This window comes from Actinokineospora lacus, from assembly GCF_053813445.1.
Map to the genome: position 1 here is coordinate 313,570 of NZ_JBQERA010000001.1, position 18,311 is coordinate 331,880.

15 protein-coding genes are annotated in these 18,311 nt (G+C 72.9%); 6 read left to right on the plus strand and 9 right to left on the minus strand.

Annotated elements, in window-relative coordinates:
* Positions 1-47: 47 nt before the first annotated feature.
* Genes murJ through ACTG9Q_RS01605 form a run of 3 tightly spaced genes read right to left on the minus strand, consistent with a single transcriptional unit; the run spans position 48 to position 4,392 of the window.
* Positions 48-1,667, minus strand: coding sequence for a murein biosynthesis integral membrane protein MurJ (gene murJ / locus ACTG9Q_RS01595; RefSeq protein WP_455570741.1), 1,620 nt, complete (start codon positions 1,665-1,667; stop codon positions 48-50).
* A gap of 17 nt (positions 1,668-1,684) precedes the next feature.
* A complete protein-coding gene (locus ACTG9Q_RS01600; RefSeq protein ID WP_455570742.1) occupies positions 1,685-3,847 on the minus strand; it encodes a DUF6049 family protein in 2,163 nt (720 codons plus the stop codon).
* Positions 3,844-4,392 carry an NUDIX hydrolase gene (locus ACTG9Q_RS01605; protein WP_455570743.1) on the minus strand — a complete coding sequence of 183 codons (549 nt, stop codon included), beginning with the start codon at positions 4,390-4,392 and terminating at the stop codon, positions 3,844-3,846. The genes ACTG9Q_RS01600 and ACTG9Q_RS01605 overlap by 4 nt, the downstream gene beginning before the upstream one ends.
* 153 nt (positions 4,393-4,545) lie before the next feature.
* Here ACTG9Q_RS01605 and ACTG9Q_RS01610 point away from each other — a divergent pair, with 153 nt between their 5' ends.
* Entirely contained in the window at positions 4,546-6,009 is a 1,464-nt protein-coding gene (locus ACTG9Q_RS01610; protein WP_455571295.1) for a CCA tRNA nucleotidyltransferase, read from the plus strand.
* On the opposite strand, the gene ACTG9Q_RS01615 is transcribed toward ACTG9Q_RS01610, so the two are convergent.
* Positions 5,926-7,149, minus strand: a complete 1,224-nt coding sequence (locus ACTG9Q_RS01615; RefSeq protein WP_455571296.1) for an MFS transporter — start codon at positions 7,147-7,149, stop codon at positions 5,926-5,928. The two genes, ACTG9Q_RS01610 and ACTG9Q_RS01615, sit on opposite strands and share 84 nt — an antisense overlap.
* Before the next feature lie 307 nt (positions 7,150-7,456).
* Here ACTG9Q_RS01615 and ACTG9Q_RS01620 point away from each other — a divergent pair, with 307 nt between their 5' ends.
* Positions 7,457-8,038: a YqgE/AlgH family protein gene (locus tag ACTG9Q_RS01620; RefSeq protein ID WP_455570744.1), complete on the plus strand. Its 582-nt coding sequence runs from the start codon at positions 7,457-7,459 to the stop codon at positions 8,036-8,038.
* 23 nt (positions 8,039-8,061) lie between these two features.
* On the plus strand, positions 8,062-8,619 hold the full coding sequence (locus ACTG9Q_RS01625) for a DUF1349 domain-containing protein (protein ID WP_455570745.1): 558 nt from the start codon (positions 8,062-8,064) through the stop codon (positions 8,617-8,619).
* Here the strand turns inward: ACTG9Q_RS01625 and ACTG9Q_RS01630 are convergent.
* Positions 8,616-9,020, minus strand: coding sequence for an SdpI family protein (locus ACTG9Q_RS01630; protein ID WP_455570746.1), 405 nt, complete (start codon positions 9,018-9,020; stop codon positions 8,616-8,618). The two genes, ACTG9Q_RS01625 and ACTG9Q_RS01630, sit on opposite strands and share 4 nt — an antisense overlap.
* 196 nt (positions 9,021-9,216) lie before the next feature.
* On the opposite strand from ACTG9Q_RS01630, the gene leuS reads away from it, so the two are divergent.
* Positions 9,217-12,027: a leucine--tRNA ligase gene (gene leuS / locus ACTG9Q_RS01635; protein WP_455570747.1), complete on the plus strand. Its 2,811-nt coding sequence runs from the start codon at positions 9,217-9,219 to the stop codon at positions 12,025-12,027.
* 200 nt (positions 12,028-12,227) lie between these two features.
* A complete protein-coding gene (locus ACTG9Q_RS01640; protein WP_455570748.1) occupies positions 12,228-12,692 on the plus strand; it encodes a hypothetical protein in 465 nt (154 codons plus the stop codon).
* A 7-nt stretch (positions 12,693-12,699) separates the two neighbouring features.
* On the opposite strand, the gene ACTG9Q_RS01645 is transcribed toward ACTG9Q_RS01640, so the two are convergent.
* Together ACTG9Q_RS01645 and ACTG9Q_RS01650 are read right to left on the minus strand one after the other, a co-directional pair.
* A complete protein-coding gene (locus tag ACTG9Q_RS01645) occupies positions 12,700-13,542 on the minus strand; it encodes a ribokinase (RefSeq protein ID WP_455570749.1) in 843 nt (280 codons plus the stop codon).
* Between the two features lie 264 nt (positions 13,543-13,806).
* Positions 13,807-15,927 (minus strand): MMPL family transporter, encoded by a 2,121-nt coding sequence (locus tag ACTG9Q_RS01650; RefSeq protein ID WP_455570750.1) that lies wholly within the window; start codon positions 15,925-15,927, stop codon positions 13,807-13,809.
* A gap of 138 nt (positions 15,928-16,065) precedes the next feature.
* On the opposite strand from ACTG9Q_RS01650, the gene ACTG9Q_RS01655 reads away from it, so the two are divergent.
* Positions 16,066-16,806 (plus strand): TetR/AcrR family transcriptional regulator, encoded by a 741-nt coding sequence (locus ACTG9Q_RS01655; protein ID WP_455570751.1) that lies wholly within the window; start codon positions 16,066-16,068, stop codon positions 16,804-16,806.
* Here ACTG9Q_RS01655 and ACTG9Q_RS01660 read toward each other — a convergent pair.
* The gene (locus ACTG9Q_RS01660) at positions 16,803-17,360 is read right to left on the minus strand and encodes a TetR/AcrR family transcriptional regulator (protein WP_455570752.1); all 558 of its coding nucleotides are present in this window, start codon (positions 17,358-17,360) and stop codon (positions 16,803-16,805) included. The two genes, ACTG9Q_RS01655 and ACTG9Q_RS01660, sit on opposite strands and share 4 nt — an antisense overlap.
* Before the next feature lie 28 nt (positions 17,361-17,388).
* Positions 17,389-18,279, minus strand: a complete 891-nt coding sequence (locus tag ACTG9Q_RS01665; protein ID WP_455570753.1) for a LysR family transcriptional regulator — start codon at positions 18,277-18,279, stop codon at positions 17,389-17,391.
* Between the last annotated feature and the right edge of the window lie 32 nt (positions 18,280-18,311).

Consider the following 18,311-nt stretch of genomic DNA (forward strand, 5'->3'; position numbering starts at 1 on the left):
CCCGCCTGAGGGTACGGGAATCCGACCCGCCCGCGGTGACGAGCGGATCAGCCCCGGCGCACGAGGCGGGCGATCCGGGCGGTGGCCGGCTTGAGCTCGGGCACCTTGAGCAGGGCCAGCACGCCGAAGGCGACCCCGCCCGCGACGAGCCCCTGGACGAGGACGGCGACCCACGCCGTGGCGAGCGAATCGATGCCACCAGGCAAGATCATCTTGGTGGCCAGCCAGGCGACGCCCACTCCCGCGAGCCCGGCGACGACGGTCTTGGCGATCAGCCAGACGATCTTCTTGCTGCGCAGGTGGCCGAGTCGGACCCACAGCCACATCTGCCCGGCGACCGCGCCGATGACGTAGGTCAGCGAGTTGACGAGCATCACACCGATGACGACCTGATCCGGGTCGAGCACCGCGCCGCACATGTAGAGCAGCGGGACCTTGACGACGGTCATCCCGACCATGATCAGGGTGGGGGTGCGGGCGTCCTTCATCGAGTAGAACACCCGCAGCTGGAGCATGACCAGCGCGTAGGGCAGCAGGCCGAACGCGGAGAAGGCCAGTGCCGCGCCCAGGCGCTCCGCGTCGGCCGGGGTCCCCTCGCCGACGCTGTACACGGCGAGGCCGATCGCCGTGCCCGCGACGGTGAGCACCGCGCTGATCGGCACGAGCATGACCGCGGAGAGCCTGCTGCCGGTCGATAGGTCGTCGATGAGGCCCTTGATGTCGTTGTTGGCCGCGGACCGGCTCATCCTCGGCAGGATCGCGGTGAGCAGGGAGACGCCGATGACGCCGTACGGGAGCTGGAACAGCAGCCAGGCGTTGCTGTAGATCGACACCCCGCCTTCCTCGCCCGCGGTCAGCACCCGCTGGGTGACCACCATGCCGACCTGGCTCACCGCGACGTAGCCCAGCACCCAGAGCCCGAGCCCGGCGAACTCCCTGAGCCGCGAGTCGAACCCCCAGGTCCAGCGGAACCGGAAGCCGATGCCGCGCAGGGCGGGCAGCAGCACCAGCGCCTGCACGACGATGCCGAGGGTGACGCCGATGCCCAGGACCAGCAGCTTCGGCTCGCCCATCCGCACCGGGTCGATGGTGATCTCGCCGGGGACGAGGGTGTAGACGACCAGCGTGGCCATGACCACCAGGTTGTTGACCACCGGCGCCCACGCCGTCGGGCCGAACACGTGCCGGGCCTGGAGGATCGCGCTGAGCAGGGCGAACAGGCCGTAGAACAGGATCTCCGGCAGCAGCAGGTAGGCGAAGGCGGTGGTCAGCTCGGGGCTGGCCTCGCCGGTGGAGCCGTCGACGTAGAGCCGGGTGAGCAGCGGGGCGGCGGCGATGGTGATGACCGTGCCCACCGCGAGGCCGGTCATGGCGACGGTGAGCAGCCGGTTCGTGTACGCCTGGCCGCCGTCGGGGTCGTCCTGCGAGCGCACCAGCAGCGGCACGACCACGCTGGCCAGCACACCGCCGATGAGCAGCTCGAAGATGATGTTGGGCAGCGTGTTGGCGATGGTGAAGGAGTCCTGCACCACGTTGAAGCCGATCAGCCAGGCCAGCATCAGCTTCCAGCCGAAGCCGGTGATCCGGCTGACCAGGGTCGCCACGGCCATCATCGAGCTGGACCTGGCCAGCGACGGCACCTTCGGCTGCTCGCCGCCCTGCTTCACTCGCGCTCCCGCCTGGGTCAGAGGTCGGCCCCGGCGGAGTCCGCGGCCTTGGCCGCACGAAGCCTACGCACCAGGCGCAGTCCGACGAGCAGCACCAAGGCTCCCGCCGCCGTCCCGGTGATCACGAGAGTGATGGCGCCGAAGGAGGTGGAGTTCAGCTCGACCCTGGAGGTGCCGCCCAGCGTGGTGCCGCTCTGCGTGGTGAGCCAGACGTTGACGGTGAAGCGGCCGGAGCGGGTGACCTCGGTGGCCAGGTAGCGCGGGGCGGTGGCGTGGGCCGGGATGCGGACCAGCACCTCCTCCATCGGGCGCAGGCCGGGAGTGGTGCCGACGTTGATCTTGGCGAGCACGGTCACCGGGAGCTTGTTGCTGATGTAGACCGGCAGCGGGCTGTCCTTGGAGGCCAGCGAGAGCGGCCTGCCGGGGTCGGTCACCGACACCTGGTCGAGCATCCCGCCGAGCGCGGCGGACACCCCGGCCACGGCCTGCTCCGCCCGGCGCGGCTCGGGGCGCCACGCGCTGGAGGCCGCCCTGACCAGGCCGCGGCGCAGCGGGGCCAGCAGCCTGCTCGGCTCGACCTGGGCGGTGGCGTCCTCGAAGAGCACCTTGTCGAGCAGCTCGCGCTGCACGCGCTCGACGCGGGCGATGCGGGCGGTGATCGGCGCCGGGATCTCCTCGGTGGCGTCCTGGGCGTTGTACTCCACCGCGGACGCCGTGCCGTTGGCGCCGCCCGCCAGCAGGGTCGGCAGGCTCAGCGGCGTGGTGTAGCGCCGGGCGCCCAGGGCGCGGACGGTGTCGAGGAAGACCCGCAGGTCGTCCTCCCCCGCCGTCCAGCGCCGGGGCGGGGCGACGATCACCGGCTCGGGGGTGGCGGCCAGCCCGCCGCGGAAGACCAGGGCGGACAGGCCGTTCTGCACCGACGAGGTGGCCACGGCCCCGTCCGCGCCCCGCACGCGCGGGCGCAGCGACAGCGCGACCAGGCCGTCGTACGGCGTGGCGCGCAGGTTGGCGGCCAGCGCGTAGGGGGCCGAGCCGGTGGCGCCCGCGAGGCGGGTGCTGTCGGCCAGCACCGTGGTCGGGCGGGCGGCGGCGAGGTCGGTGAGGGTGCGCGGGTCGAGGGTGCCGCCGATCGGCCACACCGCGCCCTCGACGGGGTCGACCTCCAGCACCGCCCGGACGGTGTCGGCGCCGCTCAGCGCGAGGTCGCGCAGGTCGACGGTCTCGGCGCGGGAGAGCGCAGCCAGGTCGGCGTCGGCGAAGGGCAGCGCGATCACGCACTGGTCCCGCGCCAGCTCGCGCAGCGTGGCCAGCCACAGCTCGGCCGTGGACGCACCCCTGCCGTCGACCATGCCGTCGCCGCTGCGCACGCGGTAGCCCTGCGCCATCGCCGCGGCCGTGTCGAGCAGGTCGGGGTCCACGGCGAAGCACAGCGACCGCAGCACCGAGCGGTCGGTCTCCGCGGCCTGGCGCACGACGTCGAGCAGGGTGTGGAGCCGCCCGCCCACGGCGAGGGACCGGGCCAGCTCGTCGTCGGTCAGCACGGCCGAGCCGCCCGCCAGCGGGCTCTCCACGCGGCGCGGCTGGTCCACCAGCGGCCACAGCACGCTCAGCGGGGTCGGGATCGCGGGCGGGGACACGCCGGGGCCGCCGCCGGGCAGCGAGAGCACCGGCAGCAGCGTGCTCAGCGAGCCGATCCGCTCGGTGGTGCCGTAGTCGGGCACCCCGTTGAAGTTCAGCGCCAGCGGGTACACCCCGGGCCGGTCGATGCGCAGCGCGTCCTTGCCGACGGCGACGGTCACCTCGAAGGACACGCTCGCCCCGCGCGCCAGCTCCTTGGTGACCTCCTCGAAGGTCGAGGTCGCCGCGGGCCGGTTCAGCGCCGAGGTCAGCGACGGGTCGGTGATCGCCTCGCGCAGCCCGGCCTCGGTGTTGAGCAGGTCGCCGCGCTGCACGCGCAGGTCGACGTTGCGGATCAGGCGGTCGCCGGTGTTGGTGAGCGTGCCCGCCACCGTCAGCGTCGAGGTCGACGCCTGCACCACGCGCGGGGTCAGGGTGTCGAGTTCCACCCGCAGCCTGCTGCTCGACTGGGCGTGCGCGGGCGCGCCGGTCAGCAGCGTGGCGGCGAACGTCGTCACGACTGCTGCCACCGCGGCGGCGACGCGGCGCGGGCGAGCGGTCACGTGGGCTCTCCATGCGGGGACAGGTCCCGGTCGGGACCGGGGATGAGGGGCTGCTCGGAGAGTAGTTGGCGGGCCCTGCGCACCAGACGCCGCTCGTCGCCGTAGGCCAGGCGCGCCTCCAGCTCGGCGATGTCGACCCAGGCGACCTCGCTGACCTCGACGTCCTCGTCGGAGAGCTCGTAGGACTGGGCGATCAGCAGGAAGTGGTGGACGGTCTTGTGCACGCGCCTGGTGCCGTCGGCGATGAACCAGTAGTCGATGGTGCCCAGCGGCCGCACGACCTCGCCGTCGATGCCGGTCTCCTCGGCGATCTCCCGGACGGCGGTCTGCTCGGGGGTCTCACCGGCCTCGATGTGGCCCTTGGGCAGCGACCACAGCAGCTGCCCGCGCCGGTCGAGGCGGCCGATGACGGCGACCCGGCCGCGGGCGGCGTCGATGACCAGCCCGCCCGCCGAGGTCTCGTCGACGGTCTTCAGCGCGCGCCCGCGCCCTCGGGCGCGGCGCCCGGAGCGGGCACCGCGGGACCTGCCGGACGACGGGGGCACCTGTCCGATGGTAGTGCGAATGGGGTAGTGCGAATGGTTGGTGCGAACGGCGCAGTGCCGGACGGCCCGGCACCGGCCCCGCGCGCCCGGATACCCTCGATCCTTGTGTCCAGTTCGCCGGTTACCCACCCCTCGCCCGAGCAGAAAGCCGTGATGGACCTGCTGCGCACCGCTCCCGTCGTGGACGACCTCGCCGCGCGCTTCGCCGCCGCGGGCCACCGGCTCTACCTCGTCGGCGGCAGCGTGCGCGACGCGCTCATCGGCAAACCGGGCACCGACCTGGACTTCACCACCGACGCCCGGCCCGAGCACGTCATGGCGCTGGTGAAGGACTGGGCCGACGCGGTCTGGGACACCGGCATCGCCTTCGGCACCGTCGGGGCGGCCAAGGGCGGGCAGACGTGCGAGATCACCACCTTCCGCGCCGACGCCTACGACCGGGTCTCCCGCAACCCGCAGGTGCGCTTCGGCGACACGATCGAGGGCGACCTGGTGCGCCGGGACTTCACCGTCAACGCGATGGCCGTCGACTTGTCGACAAAGGAGCTGGTCGACCCGCACGGCGGCGCCGCGGCGCTGAGCACCCGCGTGCTCGACACCCCGGCCACCCCGGAGGAGTCCTTCGCCGACGACCCGCTGCGGATGCTGCGCGCCGCGCGGTTCGTCAGCCAGCTCTGCTTCGTCCCCGCGCCGCGCGTGGTGGCGGCGATGACCGCGATGAGCGCCGAGATCGCCAGGATCACCCCCGAGCGGGTGCAGGCCGAGCTGTCCAAGCTGCTCTGCGGCGACCACCCGCGCGCAGGCGTCGAGCTGCTGGTCGACACCGGCCTCGCCGACCACGTGCTGCCCGAGATCCCGGCGCTGCGCCTGGAGATCGACGAGCACCACCAGCACAAGGACGTCTACGAGCACTCGCTCGTCGTCCTCGAGCAGGCCATCGACCTGGAGGAGGACGGCCCCGACCTGGTGCTGCGGCTGGCCGCGCTGCTGCACGACATCGGCAAGCCGGACACCCGCAGGCACGTGCCCGACGGCGGGGTCAGCTTCCACCACCACGAGGTGGTGGGCGCGAAGATGTCCCGCAAGCGCTTGCGGGCGCTGCGGTACTCCAAGGACATCACCGAGGACGTCGCCCGGCTGGTGTTCCTGCACCTGCGCTTCCACGGCTACGGCAAGGGCGAGTGGACCGACTCGGCCGTGCGCCGCTACGTCACCGACGCAGGCGACCTGCTCACCCGCCTGCACAAGCTCGTGCGGGCCGACTGCACCACCCGCAACCGCCGCAAGGCGAGCATGCTCCAGCGCACCTACGACGGCCTGGAGGAGCGCATCGCCCGCATCGCCGCCGAGGAGGACCTGGCGCGGGTGCGCCCGGACATCGACGGCAACGACATCATGCTGCTGCTCGGCCTGCCGCCCGGCCCGCTGGTCGGGCAGGCGTGGCGCCACCTCAAGGAGCTGCGCCTGGACCGCGGCCCCCTCGACCGCGACGAGGCCGAAGCGGCGCTGCGCGCGTGGGCGGCCGAGCGCGGTCTAGGCGTGCCCGCGGCTGGCCAGGGCGAACCCGCCGAGCCCGGCCAGGTAGACGACGGCGGCGGCGGCGATCAGCCCGGGTGAGGCGCCGTCCCCGGCCACGACCAGCGCGGCCAGCGACAGCGACACGACCTGGGCGAGGTTGAACAGGGTGTCGTAGAGGGCGAAGACCCGGCCGCGGCTCTCGTCGCCGATGTCGCGCTGCACCGCGGCGTCGACGCAGAGCTTGACCACCTGCCCGACGAAGGACACCACGAAGGCCGCGGCCAGCGTGGTCGCCATGGTCATCGGCAGGCCGAGCGCCAGGATGGCGACCGCGCCGACGACCATCGCCGCGCCCATCGTCCGCCGCCTGCCGACGGTGGCCACGATGCGCGCGGTGGTCAGCCCGGCGGCCAGCACGCCCAGGCCGAACAGCCCGGCGACCTGGCCGAGCCCGGGCAGGCCCGCGTCGAACCGGAACCGCGTCAGCAGCACGGTCAGCAGCAGCAGGACGCCGAAGACCGCCCGGTGGGCCAGCAGCGCGACGAACCCGGCCAGCACCGACGGGGTGCGCACGGCGACCCTCGCGCCGTCGAACAGGCCCCTGGCCACGGCGAGGACGGTCCCCGCGGGCTCGTCGACCTCGTCGGGGCCCAGCGCGTTGCGGGCGAAGCGGCCCGCGACCACCGCGGCGGTGATCGAGCCGATCACGGCCACGGCGGTGGTCAGCCCGGAGCCGGTGTCATCGTCGCCGAGCAGCGCGCGCAGCCCGACCGCGCACCCGGCCCCGAGCACGGCGACCACCGCGCCAAGTGTGGTGGCGATGGCGTTGGCCTCGACCAGGTTGCGCACCGGGACCACGTGCGGCAGCGACGCCGAGAGCCCCGACCCGACGAACCGGCTGATGCCGACCACGACCAGGGCCAGGGTGAACAGGAGGGTCCCGCTGCCGCCCGCGACCACGCAGGCGGCGGCGACCAGGATCATCAGCCCGCGCAGCAGGTTGGCCGCCACCAGCACGCGGCGGCGGTCCCACCGGTCGAGCAGGGCGCCCGCGAACGGCCCGACCACCGAGTACGGCAGCAGCAGCGCGGCGAAACCCGCGGCGATGGCCAGCGGGTCGGTCTCGCGCTCGGGGTTGAACAGCACCGCGCCCGCCAGACCGGCCTGGAACAGCCCGTCGCCCCACTGCGCGGCGAAGCGGCTGACCAGCAGCCTGCGGAACCCGGCGAAGCGGAGCATCCGCCGCGGCCCGATCCGGTCGTGGTGGTGCTCGTGTCCCGCTGCCCGGCCCGCGGTCTGCGCCGACGTGCTCACGACGGTCCAGCCTACGGGGCGCGCCCGGCCCGGGGCGAACGAACGGGCGGCCCCCGGCAGGGGGCCGCCCGTCCCGGTCGACGCCCGGTCGCCTCACGGCGGGTCGCGCGACGTGGCTCCAGCCGAGCGGTATTCCACGAAGGCGGTTCTTGGTTGAGCCCGGGGGACACGGTGGCGCCGACCGCCCTGTTCAACGAACGGGGTGCCCGGGTTGTTCCGGGCGGATGGGATCATGTCGCTCGTGTCGTCCGACGTCGCGGTGGAGCCGGGAACACTGCTGGTCGCCGCGCCCAGCCTGCTCGACGAGAATTTCCGTCGCACGGTGGTCTTCGTCATCGACCACCGGGGCGAGGGCACGCTGGGCGTTGTGCTCAACCGACCCAGCGAGGTGCCCGTTGGTGAGGTGCTGCCCACGTGGGGCCCACACGTGACCGACCCGGCGTCGGTCTTCGTGGGCGGTCCCGTGGAGCAGAAGACCGCCCTGTGCCTGGCGGCCATGCGCACCGGGGAGTCCGTGGACGGGGTGCGGGGGCTGATCGGGGTGCGCGGCCCGGTCGCGCTGGTCGACCTCGACACCGACCCCGAGCACCTGGTGCCCAAGCTGCGCGGCGTGCGGGTCTTCGCGGGCTACTCCGGCTGGGAGGTGGGCCAGCTGGCAGGCGAGATCGACCGCGGCGACTGGATCGTGGTCCCGGCGCTGCCCACCGACGTGCTCGCCCCGCCCGCGCAGGACCTGTGGGGCCGGGTGCTGCGCCGCCAGGGCATGCCGCTGGCGCTGCTGGCCACCCATCCCGGCGACGTCCGCCAGAACTGACCCGGCGCGGGCATCATGGCCGAATGACGATCACGGTTTTCGGCCGGGACCAGTGGCAGTGGGTCAACGAGCCCCGTTCCTGGTCCGACCAGGGCGGGCTGACGGTCACCGCCGACCCCGACACCGACTTCTGGCGCACCACCCACTACGGCTACGACCGCGACTCCGGGCACGTGCTCGGCGTGCCGGTGGCGGGCGACTTCACCCTGGTCACCTCGTTCACCGCCGACTACGCCGCCCAGTACGACCAGGCGGGCGTCGCGCTGCGCGTCGACGAGCGGAACTGGATCAAGGCGGGCGTCGAGCTGGTGGACGGCGAGTTCCAGATCAGCACGGTGGTCACCCGGGACTTCTCCGACTGGTCCGTGCTCGCCGTCGGCCAGGTCGACCGCGTGAGCATCTCGGCGGTCCGCGAGGGCGACGCGGTCACGATCAGCTACGGCCTCGGCGACGCCGAACCGGCCACGATGCTGCGCCTGGCCTACTTCCCGCCCGGGGTGTCCACGCTGGCCGGGGTGATGGCGGCGGCGCCGACCGGGCCCGGCTTCACCACCCGCTTCGACCGGCTCCAGATCAGCTAGGCCCTGCTGAAGACCCCGCAGCCGCCGCTGCCGCACTGGCAGCCCTTGCAGCCCGCGGGCACCGCCGCGGCCGGCTCGGGCACCGCGGCGGCGGCGCGGGCGCCGAGCAGCCCGCCCGCGACGGTGATGACCAGCAGGCCGACCAGGGCGAGCACGCAGGCCAGGACCGGGCTGGGCATCAGCCAGCCGAGCACCGCGCCGAGCACGCCGACGGCGCCCGCCACCGCGATCGGCAGCCCCGCCACCTTGTTGCCGACCCGGAAGGCGTCGTCGTCGCGCAGGGTCGACGCGGTGCGCACGCCCGCGTAGCGGTTGCGGGGCAGTCGCCCGGTGAACCCGAGGAACCCGACGACGAGCAGCGAGAGGCCGGCGACCAGGGGCGCGAGCGGCAGCAGAGTCACGGTGTCGATGGTAGGTCGTGGGCCCGGTCACGTCGCATACCGCTGGACCCCCTGCGCTACGCTGGGTGGCATGTGCACGGGTCACCTGCTCCTCAGCGGGCCGTGCTGACCGGCACTCGGTGAGCACGGCAACCCCTCATGCCCTCGGGCTGAGGGGTTTTCGTTTACCCGGAGCAGGACTGGAAGGAACTTTTCGATGAGCGACGAGCCCGCCCACCGGTACACCGCCGCGCTGGCAGGCGCCATCGAGCGCCGCTGGCAGGACCACTGGGAGAGCAACGGCACGTTCCACGCGCCGAACCCGGTCGGCAAGCTGGCCGGACCCGTCCCGCCCGACAAGCTGTTCGTGCAGGACATGTTCCCGTACCCGTCCGGGGCGGGCCTGCACGTCGGGCACCCGCTGGGCTTCATCGGCACCGACGTCTACGCCCGCTACCACCGGATGACCGGCCGCAACGTCCTGCACACCATGGGCTTCGACGCCTTCGGCCTGCCCGCCGAGCAGTACGCGGTGCAGACCGGGCAGCACCCGCGCACGACCACCGAGGCCAACATCGAGACCTACCTGCGCCAGATCCGCAGGCTGGGCCTGGGCCACGACGACCGCAGGCGGATCTCCACGATCGATCCGGACTACTACCGCTGGACTCAGTGGATCTTCCTGCAGATCTTCAACTCCTGGTACGACGAGTCCATCGGCCGCGCCCGGCCCATCGCCGAGCTGGCCGCGCAGTACGTCACCGGGCAGCGCCCGACGCCCGACGGGCGCTCGTGGGCGGAGCTGTCGCACGCCGAGCGCCAGGAGCTGCTGAACGAGCACCGGCTGGTGTACCTGTCCGACGCGCCGGTGAACTGGGTCCCCGGCCTGGGCACGGTGATCTCCAACGAGGAGGTCACCGCCGACGGGCGCAGCGAGCGCGGCAACTTCCCGGTGTACCGCAAGAACCTGCGCCAGTGGATGATGCGGATCACCGCCTACGCCGACCGGCTGATCGACGACCTGGACCGGCTGGACTGGCCGGAGAAGGTCAAGTCGATGCAGCGCAACTGGATCGGCCGCTCGCACGGCGCGCGCGTGTCCTTCGCGTGCGGGGCCGATTCCATCGAGGTCTTCACCACCCGCCCCGACACCCTGTTCGGCGCGACCTACGTGGTCCTGGCCCCCGAGCACCCGCTGGTCGACGCCGTGCTGGCCGAGGCGTGGCCCGCCGGGGTGGACAGCCGGTGGACCGCGGGCGCGGCGACCCCGGCGCAGGCGGTCGCCGAGTACCGCCGCACGGCGTCGACGAAGTCGGACCTGGACCGGCAGGAGAACAAGGTCAAGACCGGCGTCTTCACCGGCGCGCACGCGGTCAACCCGGCCACCGGCGGGCAGATCCCGGTGTTCATCGCCGACTACGTGCTGATGGGCTACGGCACCGGCGCGATCATGGCCGTCCCCGGGCAGGACCAGCGCGACTGGGACTTCGCCACCGCGTTCGGCCTGCCCGTCGTGCGCACGGTCACGCCGTCGGAGGGCTTCGACGGCGAGGCGTACACCGGCGACGGGCCCGCGGTGAACTCCGGCTTCCTGGACGGGCTGGACATCGCCGAGGCGAAGAAGACGGTCATCGCCTGGCTGGAGGAGCACGGCCACGGCCGCGGCACCGTGCAGTACAAGCTGCGCGACTGGCTGTTCTCCCGCCAGCGCTACTGGGGTGAGCCGTTCCCGATCGTCTACGACAGCGAGGGCGTGCCGGTCGCGATCCCGGAGTCGATGCTGCCGGTCGAGCTGCCCGAGGTCGACGACTACTCCCCCGCCACCTACGACCCCGAGGACGCCGACACCTCCCCGTCGCCGCCGCTGTCGAAGGCGGCCGACTGGGTGGAGGTCGAGCTGGACCTGGGCGACGGGCCGCGGACCTACCGCCGCGACACCAACACCATGCCCAACTGGGCGGGCTCCTGCTGGTACCAGCTGCGCTACGTCGACCCGACCGACGACGCGCACCTGTGCGCCCCGGAGAACGAGCGCTACTGGCTGGGCCCGCGCCCGCGGGATCACGGCGCGAACGACCCCGGCGGCGTGGACCTGTACGTCGGCGGGGTGGAGCACGCGGTGCTGCACCTGCTGTACGCGCGGTTCTGGCAGAAGGTCCTGTTCGACCTGGGCCACGTCAGCGGCGACGAGCCATACCGGCGGCTGTTCAACCAGGGCTACATCCAGGCCTACGCCTACTCCGACGCCCGCGGCGTCTACGTCAACGCGCACGAGGTCGTCGAGCGCGACGGCAAGTTCTTCCACGGCTCCGAGGAGGTCACCCAGGAGTACGGGAAGATGGGCAAGTCGCTGAAGAACGTGGTGACCCCCGACGAGATGTGCGAGACCTACGGCGCGGACACGTTCCGGCTGTACGAGATGTCGATGGGCCCGATGGACGTCTCGCGGCCGTGGGCGACCAAGGACGTCGTCGGCGCGCAGCGGTTCCTGCAGCGGCTGTGGCGGGCGATCATCGACGAGGAGACCGGCGAGGTCCGCGTCGTCGACGGCGAGGTGGACGAGCCGACGCTGCGGCTGATGCACAAGACGGTCGCCGGGGTGCACGAGGACTACGCGGGCCTGCGGTACAACACCGCGGGCGCGAAGCTGATCGAGCTGACCAACCACATCACCAAGCACCACGGCGCGGGCTGCCCGCGGCTGGTCGCCGAGACGATCGTCCCGCTGCTGGCCCCGATGTGCCCGCACGTCGCCGAGGAGCTGTGGTCGCGCCTGGGGCACACCGAGTCCCTGGCGCACGGCCCGTTCCCGGTCGCCGACGAGCGCTACCTGGTCGAGGACACCGTCGAGTACCCGATCCAGGTCAACGGCAAGGTCCGCGGCCGGGTCACGGTCTCGGCGTCGGCGGGGGCCGAGGAGATCAAGGCCGCGGCGCTGGCCGAGGAGAAGGTCGCCGCCCTGGTCGCGGGCGCCACCCCGCGCAAGGTGATCGTGGTCCCGGGCAGGCTGGTCAACGTGGTGCTGTGACGGGTGGCAACGCCCGTTCGGCCGTGGCGCCGGTCTGCCGTCGAGATCCACTTCGGCGGCGGGTCGGCCCAATTTCGTTGACAGGGTTCGGCGCGGTGATCTAGTCACTGATCATGGGCCGTTGTTCGGCGGTCCTTCCCTGGAGTAGGCCGGGCTCGCGTCCCTCGGGCCCGTCCACGCCGATCAAGGAGTCAGCTCCGATGAGATCAGCGACCAGCACCCTGTCCTGCGCCCTCGCCCTGGCCGCCACCGCGGTCTTCGCGGGGAGCGCGTCCGCGGCCCCCACCGTCCCGTTCGCGGGCAGCCACCTTGACCGGTGCCTGTCCAGCGGCACCAGCGGCGAGCTGGCCTGGCAGGACAACCGCCTGACCGCGGTGGCGGTGACCGGCTCGGTCACCTTGCGCGATCCGCGGCAGTGCACCTTCCCGTCCACTCCGGTCGCGGTGGCGGTCTTCACCGCCTACAGCGGCCTCGCGGTCATCGACACCCGGCGCGAGAGCACCCCGGTGGGCGCGAAGACCTTCCGGTTCGTCCTGACCGAGGAGGTCAGCCCGGTGCCCGTCCTGCGCCCCATCGACCGGGTCACCGTGCAGGTCTGCCACACGGCGCCGTCGACCTCGCCGGTGCGCGTGACCTGCGGGGAGGTGTCCACCTACAAGCCGTGACGGCGGGTCAGCCCAGCTCGGCGGCCGTCGGGTAGGACGGCTGGGCGCCCGGGCGGGTGACCGAGACGGCGGCGACCCGGCAGGCCCACCCGGCCGCGGTGACCAGGTCGTCGCCCGCGGCCAGGCGGTGGGCCAGCGCGCCCGCGAAGGCGTCGCCCGCGCCGGTGGTGTCCACCGGGGCCACGCGCGGCGCGGGGACGCTGGTCACCCCGTCAGGGGTCAGCACGTCCGCGCCGCGCGGTCCTCTGGTGATGACCGCGCTGCGCGGGCCCAGGGCGAGCAGGTCGTCGCCCAGGGCGGCGGCCTCGTGCTCGTTGACGATCAGCGGGTCGAGCCCGGCGAGCGTCCGCGGCGACAGCTCGGCGACCGGCGAGAGGTTCACCACCGCCCGCACCCCGGCGGCGACCGCCAGGGCGACCGCGTGCTCGACCACCGCGACCGGCACCTCCAGCGAGGCGACCAGCAGCCCGGCCCCCGACAGGTCCACGTCCTCGGGCCGCAGCGCGGCGTTGGCCCCCGGGGAGACCACGATCGAGTTCTCCCCGTCGGGGGTCACGGTGATGAACGCGGCCCCCGTGGGGCGCTCGACGACGCGGACACGCCCGGTATCAACCCCACAAGTGTGCAACGAATCCAACAGCATCGAACCGTGACCATCGGCGCCGACCGCGCCGAGGAAGATCACCCGCGCGCCGAGCCGCGCCGCGGCGACGGCGGTGTTCGCGCCCTTGCCTCCGGGAAGAATCCGCACGTCAGAGCCCAGAACCGTCTCACCGCCGCCGGGCCGGGCCGCGACGTCGACGACCAGATCGGCGTTCGCCGAGCCGAGAACCGCCACCCCTGGAGCCACCGCGCGCCCTCCCACTGCGTTGCCGTAAACGGAAGCGAACGTGCGCAAGTGTGAACGAATGCGTAGTCGAACGGCTCCTGAGTGCCACAATTGACGTCAACGTTTCACGGAGGCCGGGAACCCGGCCCCCGTGGTCGAGAACCCCGGGGCCGTCACTGGCCCCGGGCGCCGGTCAGGGCCAGGGGGCCACGACCGGCACTGGTCACCGGCGTCGATCGCGTAGCCCCCCGAGCGATCGGCGCCGGTGCCACCCTCTTGACGGGGTCAGACCCGTTCCAGCTCCCGCGGCTTCTCCGCCTCGGAGAGCCCGGCGCGCTCCTGGAGCCTGCGCAGGCCGCGCGGCGCCCACCAGGACGCGTCGCCGAGCAGCCGCAGCACCGCGGGCACCAGCAGCATCCGCACGACGGTGGCGTCCAGCAGCAGGGCGACGATCATGCCGGTGCCGATGAACCGCATGCTCGCCAGCGACGACATCGCGAACGCGCCGGTCACCACGCCCAGCAGCAGCGCCGCCGCGGTGATCATCCGGCCGGTGCGGACCAGCCCGGTGCGCACGGCCTCCGGCGTGGACTGCCCGGCGTTGCGGGCCTCGACCATCCGGGAGAGCAGGAACGTCTCGTAGTCGGTGGACAGGCCGAACACGACCGCGCCGATGAGCACCATCATCCCGGCCTGCGCGGGCTGCGGGGTCACGCCGAGGGCGTCGGCGAAGTGGCCCTGCTGGAAGACGAACACCAGCACGCCGAAGGTCGCCGACAGGCTCAGCGCGCTCATCACGACCGCCTTGACCGGCAGCAGCACCGAGCCGAAGGCCAGGAACATCAGCAGCAGCGTGGCCCCGACCAGAATCGCGATCATCCACGGCACCTGCCCGACGATGGCCTCGACGCTGTCGGCCACCGCCGCCGGGAACCCGCCGACGAGCACCTCGCCGTCGGCGGCGACGGCGCGCAGGCCGTCCACGGCGTCGCGGGCCTCATCCGATGACGAGTCGCCCACCAGCGGCGCGGTGAAGGCGAAGGTGTCGCCGTTGACGCCGCTGGGCACCACGTCGAGCACGCCGGGCACCTGCTTGGCGGTGGCCACGAACTCGGCCGCGGCGGCGTTGTCGGCCCCGCGCAGCACGATCTCGGCGGTGTTGGAGCCCGCGCCGGGGAAGTTCTCGGCGATCACCTCGGCGGTGACCCGGTTCGGGTCGCCGGGCGGGAGCTGCTTGACGTCGGAGCCGCCGAAGCGCACGTCGCCGAAGGGCAGCGCGAGCAGGACCAGCACGGCCACGATCGGCGCGGCGAACCACACCGGGCGCTTCATCACCGCGTCGCCGATGCGGCCGAGCAGGCGGGAGTCGCCCGAGCGGCGCCGCCACGGCACCGCGAGCCGGTCGACGCGGTGGCCGAGGATGGCCAGCAGCGCGGGCAGCAGGGTCAGGGAGATGACCGCGGCGATGGCGACGGCGGACATGCCGCCGTAGGCCATCGACTTGAGGAAGTCCATCGGGAAGACCAGCAGCGCCGAGAGGGCGATGACCAGCAGCGTCGCCGAGAACGCGACCGTGCGCCCGGCGGTGGCCACGGTCCTGCGCACCGCGTCGCGCGGGTCGGCGCCGCCCGCGAGCTCCTCGCGGAACCGCCCGACGATGAACAGCCCGTAGTCGATGGCCATGCCGAGGCCGAGCAGGGTGGCCACGTTGACGGCGAAGGTGTTCACCTCAAGGCCCAGGCTCAGCGCCCGCAGCACGCCCAGCGCGCCGAAGATCGACAGGCCGCCGACGAGCACCGGCAGCGACGCGGCGACGGCGCTGCCGAAGATGACGACGAGCAGGATCAGGGTGACCGGCAGGGAGATGGCCTCGGCGACGACGAGGTCGGAGTTCGACTGCTCGGTCATCGCCTGCTCGGTGGGGGCCCGGCCGCCGATCCTGGTCTCGACGCCGTCGACGGCGAGCTGGTCCTTGACGGCGGCGTAGTTGGCCTGGCGGGTGTCGTAGTCCTCGCCCGCGAGCGTGATCGTGGCGAGCGCGAGGTCCTTGCCCTGGCTGGCCATGCCCGGCTGCTGGGTGCTCCAGTAGTCCAGCCGCTGGGCCACGCGCTCGGCGGGGAGCGCGTCGAGGGCCTGGGTGACCTTGGCCGCGACCTCGGGATCGTCGACGGTCGTGCCCGCCGGGGCGGTGTAGACGACCACGATGTCGGTGGGCCGCTTGCCCATCGTGTCCTGCATGATCTGGCTCACCTGGGCCGACTGGCTGCCCGGGTCCTCGTAGCCGCCCTGGGTGAGCTTGTCGAAGACGCCGAGCCCCCATAAGCCGCCGGTCACCGTGAGCACCAGGACCGCGATGAGCACCGCCCACCGCCGCCGGTGCACCCGCTCGCCCCACGTCTCGAACACTGTCGAACCCCTCCCGCTGGGTGGCCATCGCGGCCGCCGCCGACTACGGTGCGATGACCACGCAATGCGTAAACACCGTTCACTCAAGTCGTACGGTACGGGTGAGTTAACGGCGTTCACAAGAGCACGGAGTAAGAGATGACGCAGGCCACACGCCGCGACCGTGGCCGCGCGGACACCGATCGGGCGATCCGCGCGCAGGCGCGGGCACTCTTGGTGAGTGACGGACCCCAGGCCGTCACCCTTCGGGCGATCGCGCGCGAAATGGGCATCACCGCGCCCGCGCTGTACCGGTACTACGCCTCGCGTGAGGACCTGATCGAGCACCTGCGCACCGACGTATGCGAGGACCTCGCCGCCGAACTGGTCGCCGACCTCGCGGTGCTGGCCGACGACGACCGCGCGGGCCAGGTCCTGGCCGTCTGCCGCGGCTTCCGGCGCTGGGCGCTCGGGCACCCGCAGGAGTTCGTCCTGGTCTTCGCCTCGCCGGCGGAGGCATCGGCCAACTGCCCGGTGGGCGAGGGCGGCCAGGACATCTCGAAGGACTCCTTCGGCCGGATCTTCCTCTCCGTCGCCGGGCGCGTGCTGGCGTCGGGCCCCCTGACCATGCCCCCCGACGAGTCCGTCCCGCCGTCCCTCGTGGACGACCTGACGGCGTTCCGCGGGGAGTTGTTGCGGGTGATCGGCGAGACCGGGGTGGAGGTGCCCGCCGAGCGGCTCAGCGTCGCCACGGCGTACGTCATGCTCCAGTTCTGGGTCCGCCTCTACGGGCAGGTGGCGCTGGAGGTCTTCGGCCAGTACCCCTTCCCGGTCACCGACGCCGAGCACCTGTTCGAGGTCATGCTGACCGACCTGACCCGCGACGTCGGCCTCGTCTAGGCCGCGACCGCCTTGACGAACAGGTCGGCGACCGCGCGGCCGTAGGACCCCATGTCCAGGCCCTCCGCCGCGCGCTCGACCGCGCCGTCGACGGCCGAGCGGATGGACTGCGCGGTGACGGTGACGTCGATGTCGCCGAAGGCGCCTTCCGCCTTGCCCTGGGCGAGCTGGCGCTCCAGGCGGCCGAGGCGGAAATCGCGCAGGACGGCGGCGAAGTCGGGCACGTTCCGGCCGATCTCGACGATGGCGCGCGCATAGGTCGGGTGCAGGCGCAGGAGGTCCACCTGGGACTCGATGTACGCGCGCAGCATCTCGACCCGGTCGGCCGTGCCCGCCAGGCGGTCGTTCATCAGCTCGTCGGCCCGGCCGATGGTGACGGTGAGCAGGGTCATGAGCAGCTCGTTCTTGTCCTGGAAGTGGTAGGACACCAGCCGGGTGCTGCTCAGCCCGGCCTCCTCGGTGATGCGCTTGAACGTGCACTGGGCGAAGCCGTGCTCGCCGATGATGTCGATGGCCGTCTGGGCGATCTGCGCGCGGCGATCCGTTACCTGCATGAGTAACAGAGTAACTTGGCTGAGTAAATCAGGCCAGGGCGGTCGCGGCTTCGCGCAGCGCCCGGCCGACGGCGGAGACCAGCGGGTGGTCCTCCCGGCCCCGCCGTACCGCGGCGAACACCCGGCGCGTGGGCGGCTCCCCCGCGACCGGGACGCCCCCGCCGCGCGCGGCCGTCCTCGGGATGAGCGCGACGCCCACCCCGGCGGCGACCAGCGCGGCCTCGGCGGCGAAGTCGTCGGAGGTGTGGGTGATCCTCGGGGCGAACCCGGCGTGCTCGCAGGCCAGGACGACCACGTCCCGGCACGGGTTGCCGAAGGCGGGGGCCACCCAGTCGTCCTCGGCGAGGTCCCGCACGTCGACGGTGGGCCGCCCGAGCAGCCGGTGCCCCGGCGGCAGCACGGCGTCGAAGGGCTCGGCGTAGAGGCGGTCGCGCACGATCCGGCTGTCGTCCTCGGCGGGCGTCGCGCGGTACTCCATGGTCACGGCGATGTCGATCTCCCCGTCGAGGAGCATCGGCAGGCTCTCCTGGCCCTCGGCGTCGCACACCAGCACCGCCACCCCCGGCGCCCGCTCCCGCAGCACCCGCACCGCGGGCGCCACCACCTGCACGATCGCCGAGGCGAACGCCGCCACCCGCACCTTCCCCGCCTGCCCGGACGCGTGCGCCGCCAACCGCGCCTCGGCCCGGTCCAGTTCGGCGAAGACGGCGTTGGCGTGCTCGACCAGCATCTCCCCCGCCCCGGTCAGCCACACCCGGCGCCCCTTGCGGCGCAGCAACTCCTGCCCCGCCTCACCCTCCAGCGCCGCCAACTGCTGCGACACCGCGGACGGGGTCAGGTGCAGCGCCTTGCCCGCCGCGGTCACCGTCCCGTGGTCGGCCAGCGCCCGCAACACCCGCAGACGGCGCGGGTCGATCACGGCTGAGCCACCACATCGGACATACGCCAGAC

Coding starts and splice junctions, on each gene's coding strand:
- ACTG9Q_RS01610 (WP_455571295.1), top strand. CDS start 4,546: ATGGACCTGCTGCGCACCGCTCCCGTCGTGGACGACCTCGCCGCGCGC.
- ACTG9Q_RS01615 (WP_455571296.1), bottom strand. CDS start 7,149: ATGCTCCGCTTCGCCGGGTTCCGCAGGCTGCTGGTCAGCCGCTTCGCC.
- ACTG9Q_RS01620 (WP_455570744.1), top strand. CDS start 7,457: ATGTCGCTCGTGTCGTCCGACGTCGCGGTGGAGCCGGGAACACTGCTG.
- ACTG9Q_RS01625 (WP_455570745.1), top strand. CDS start 8,062: ATGACGATCACGGTTTTCGGCCGGGACCAGTGGCAGTGGGTCAACGAG.
- leuS (WP_455570747.1), top strand. CDS start 9,217: ATGAGCGACGAGCCCGCCCACCGGTACACCGCCGCGCTGGCAGGCGCC.
- ACTG9Q_RS01640 (WP_455570748.1), top strand. CDS start 12,228: ATGAGATCAGCGACCAGCACCCTGTCCTGCGCCCTCGCCCTGGCCGCC.
- ACTG9Q_RS01655 (WP_455570751.1), top strand. CDS start 16,066: ATGACGCAGGCCACACGCCGCGACCGTGGCCGCGCGGACACCGATCGG.
- ACTG9Q_RS01660 (WP_455570752.1), bottom strand. CDS start 17,360: ATGCAGGTAACGGATCGCCGCGCGCAGATCGCCCAGACGGCCATCGAC.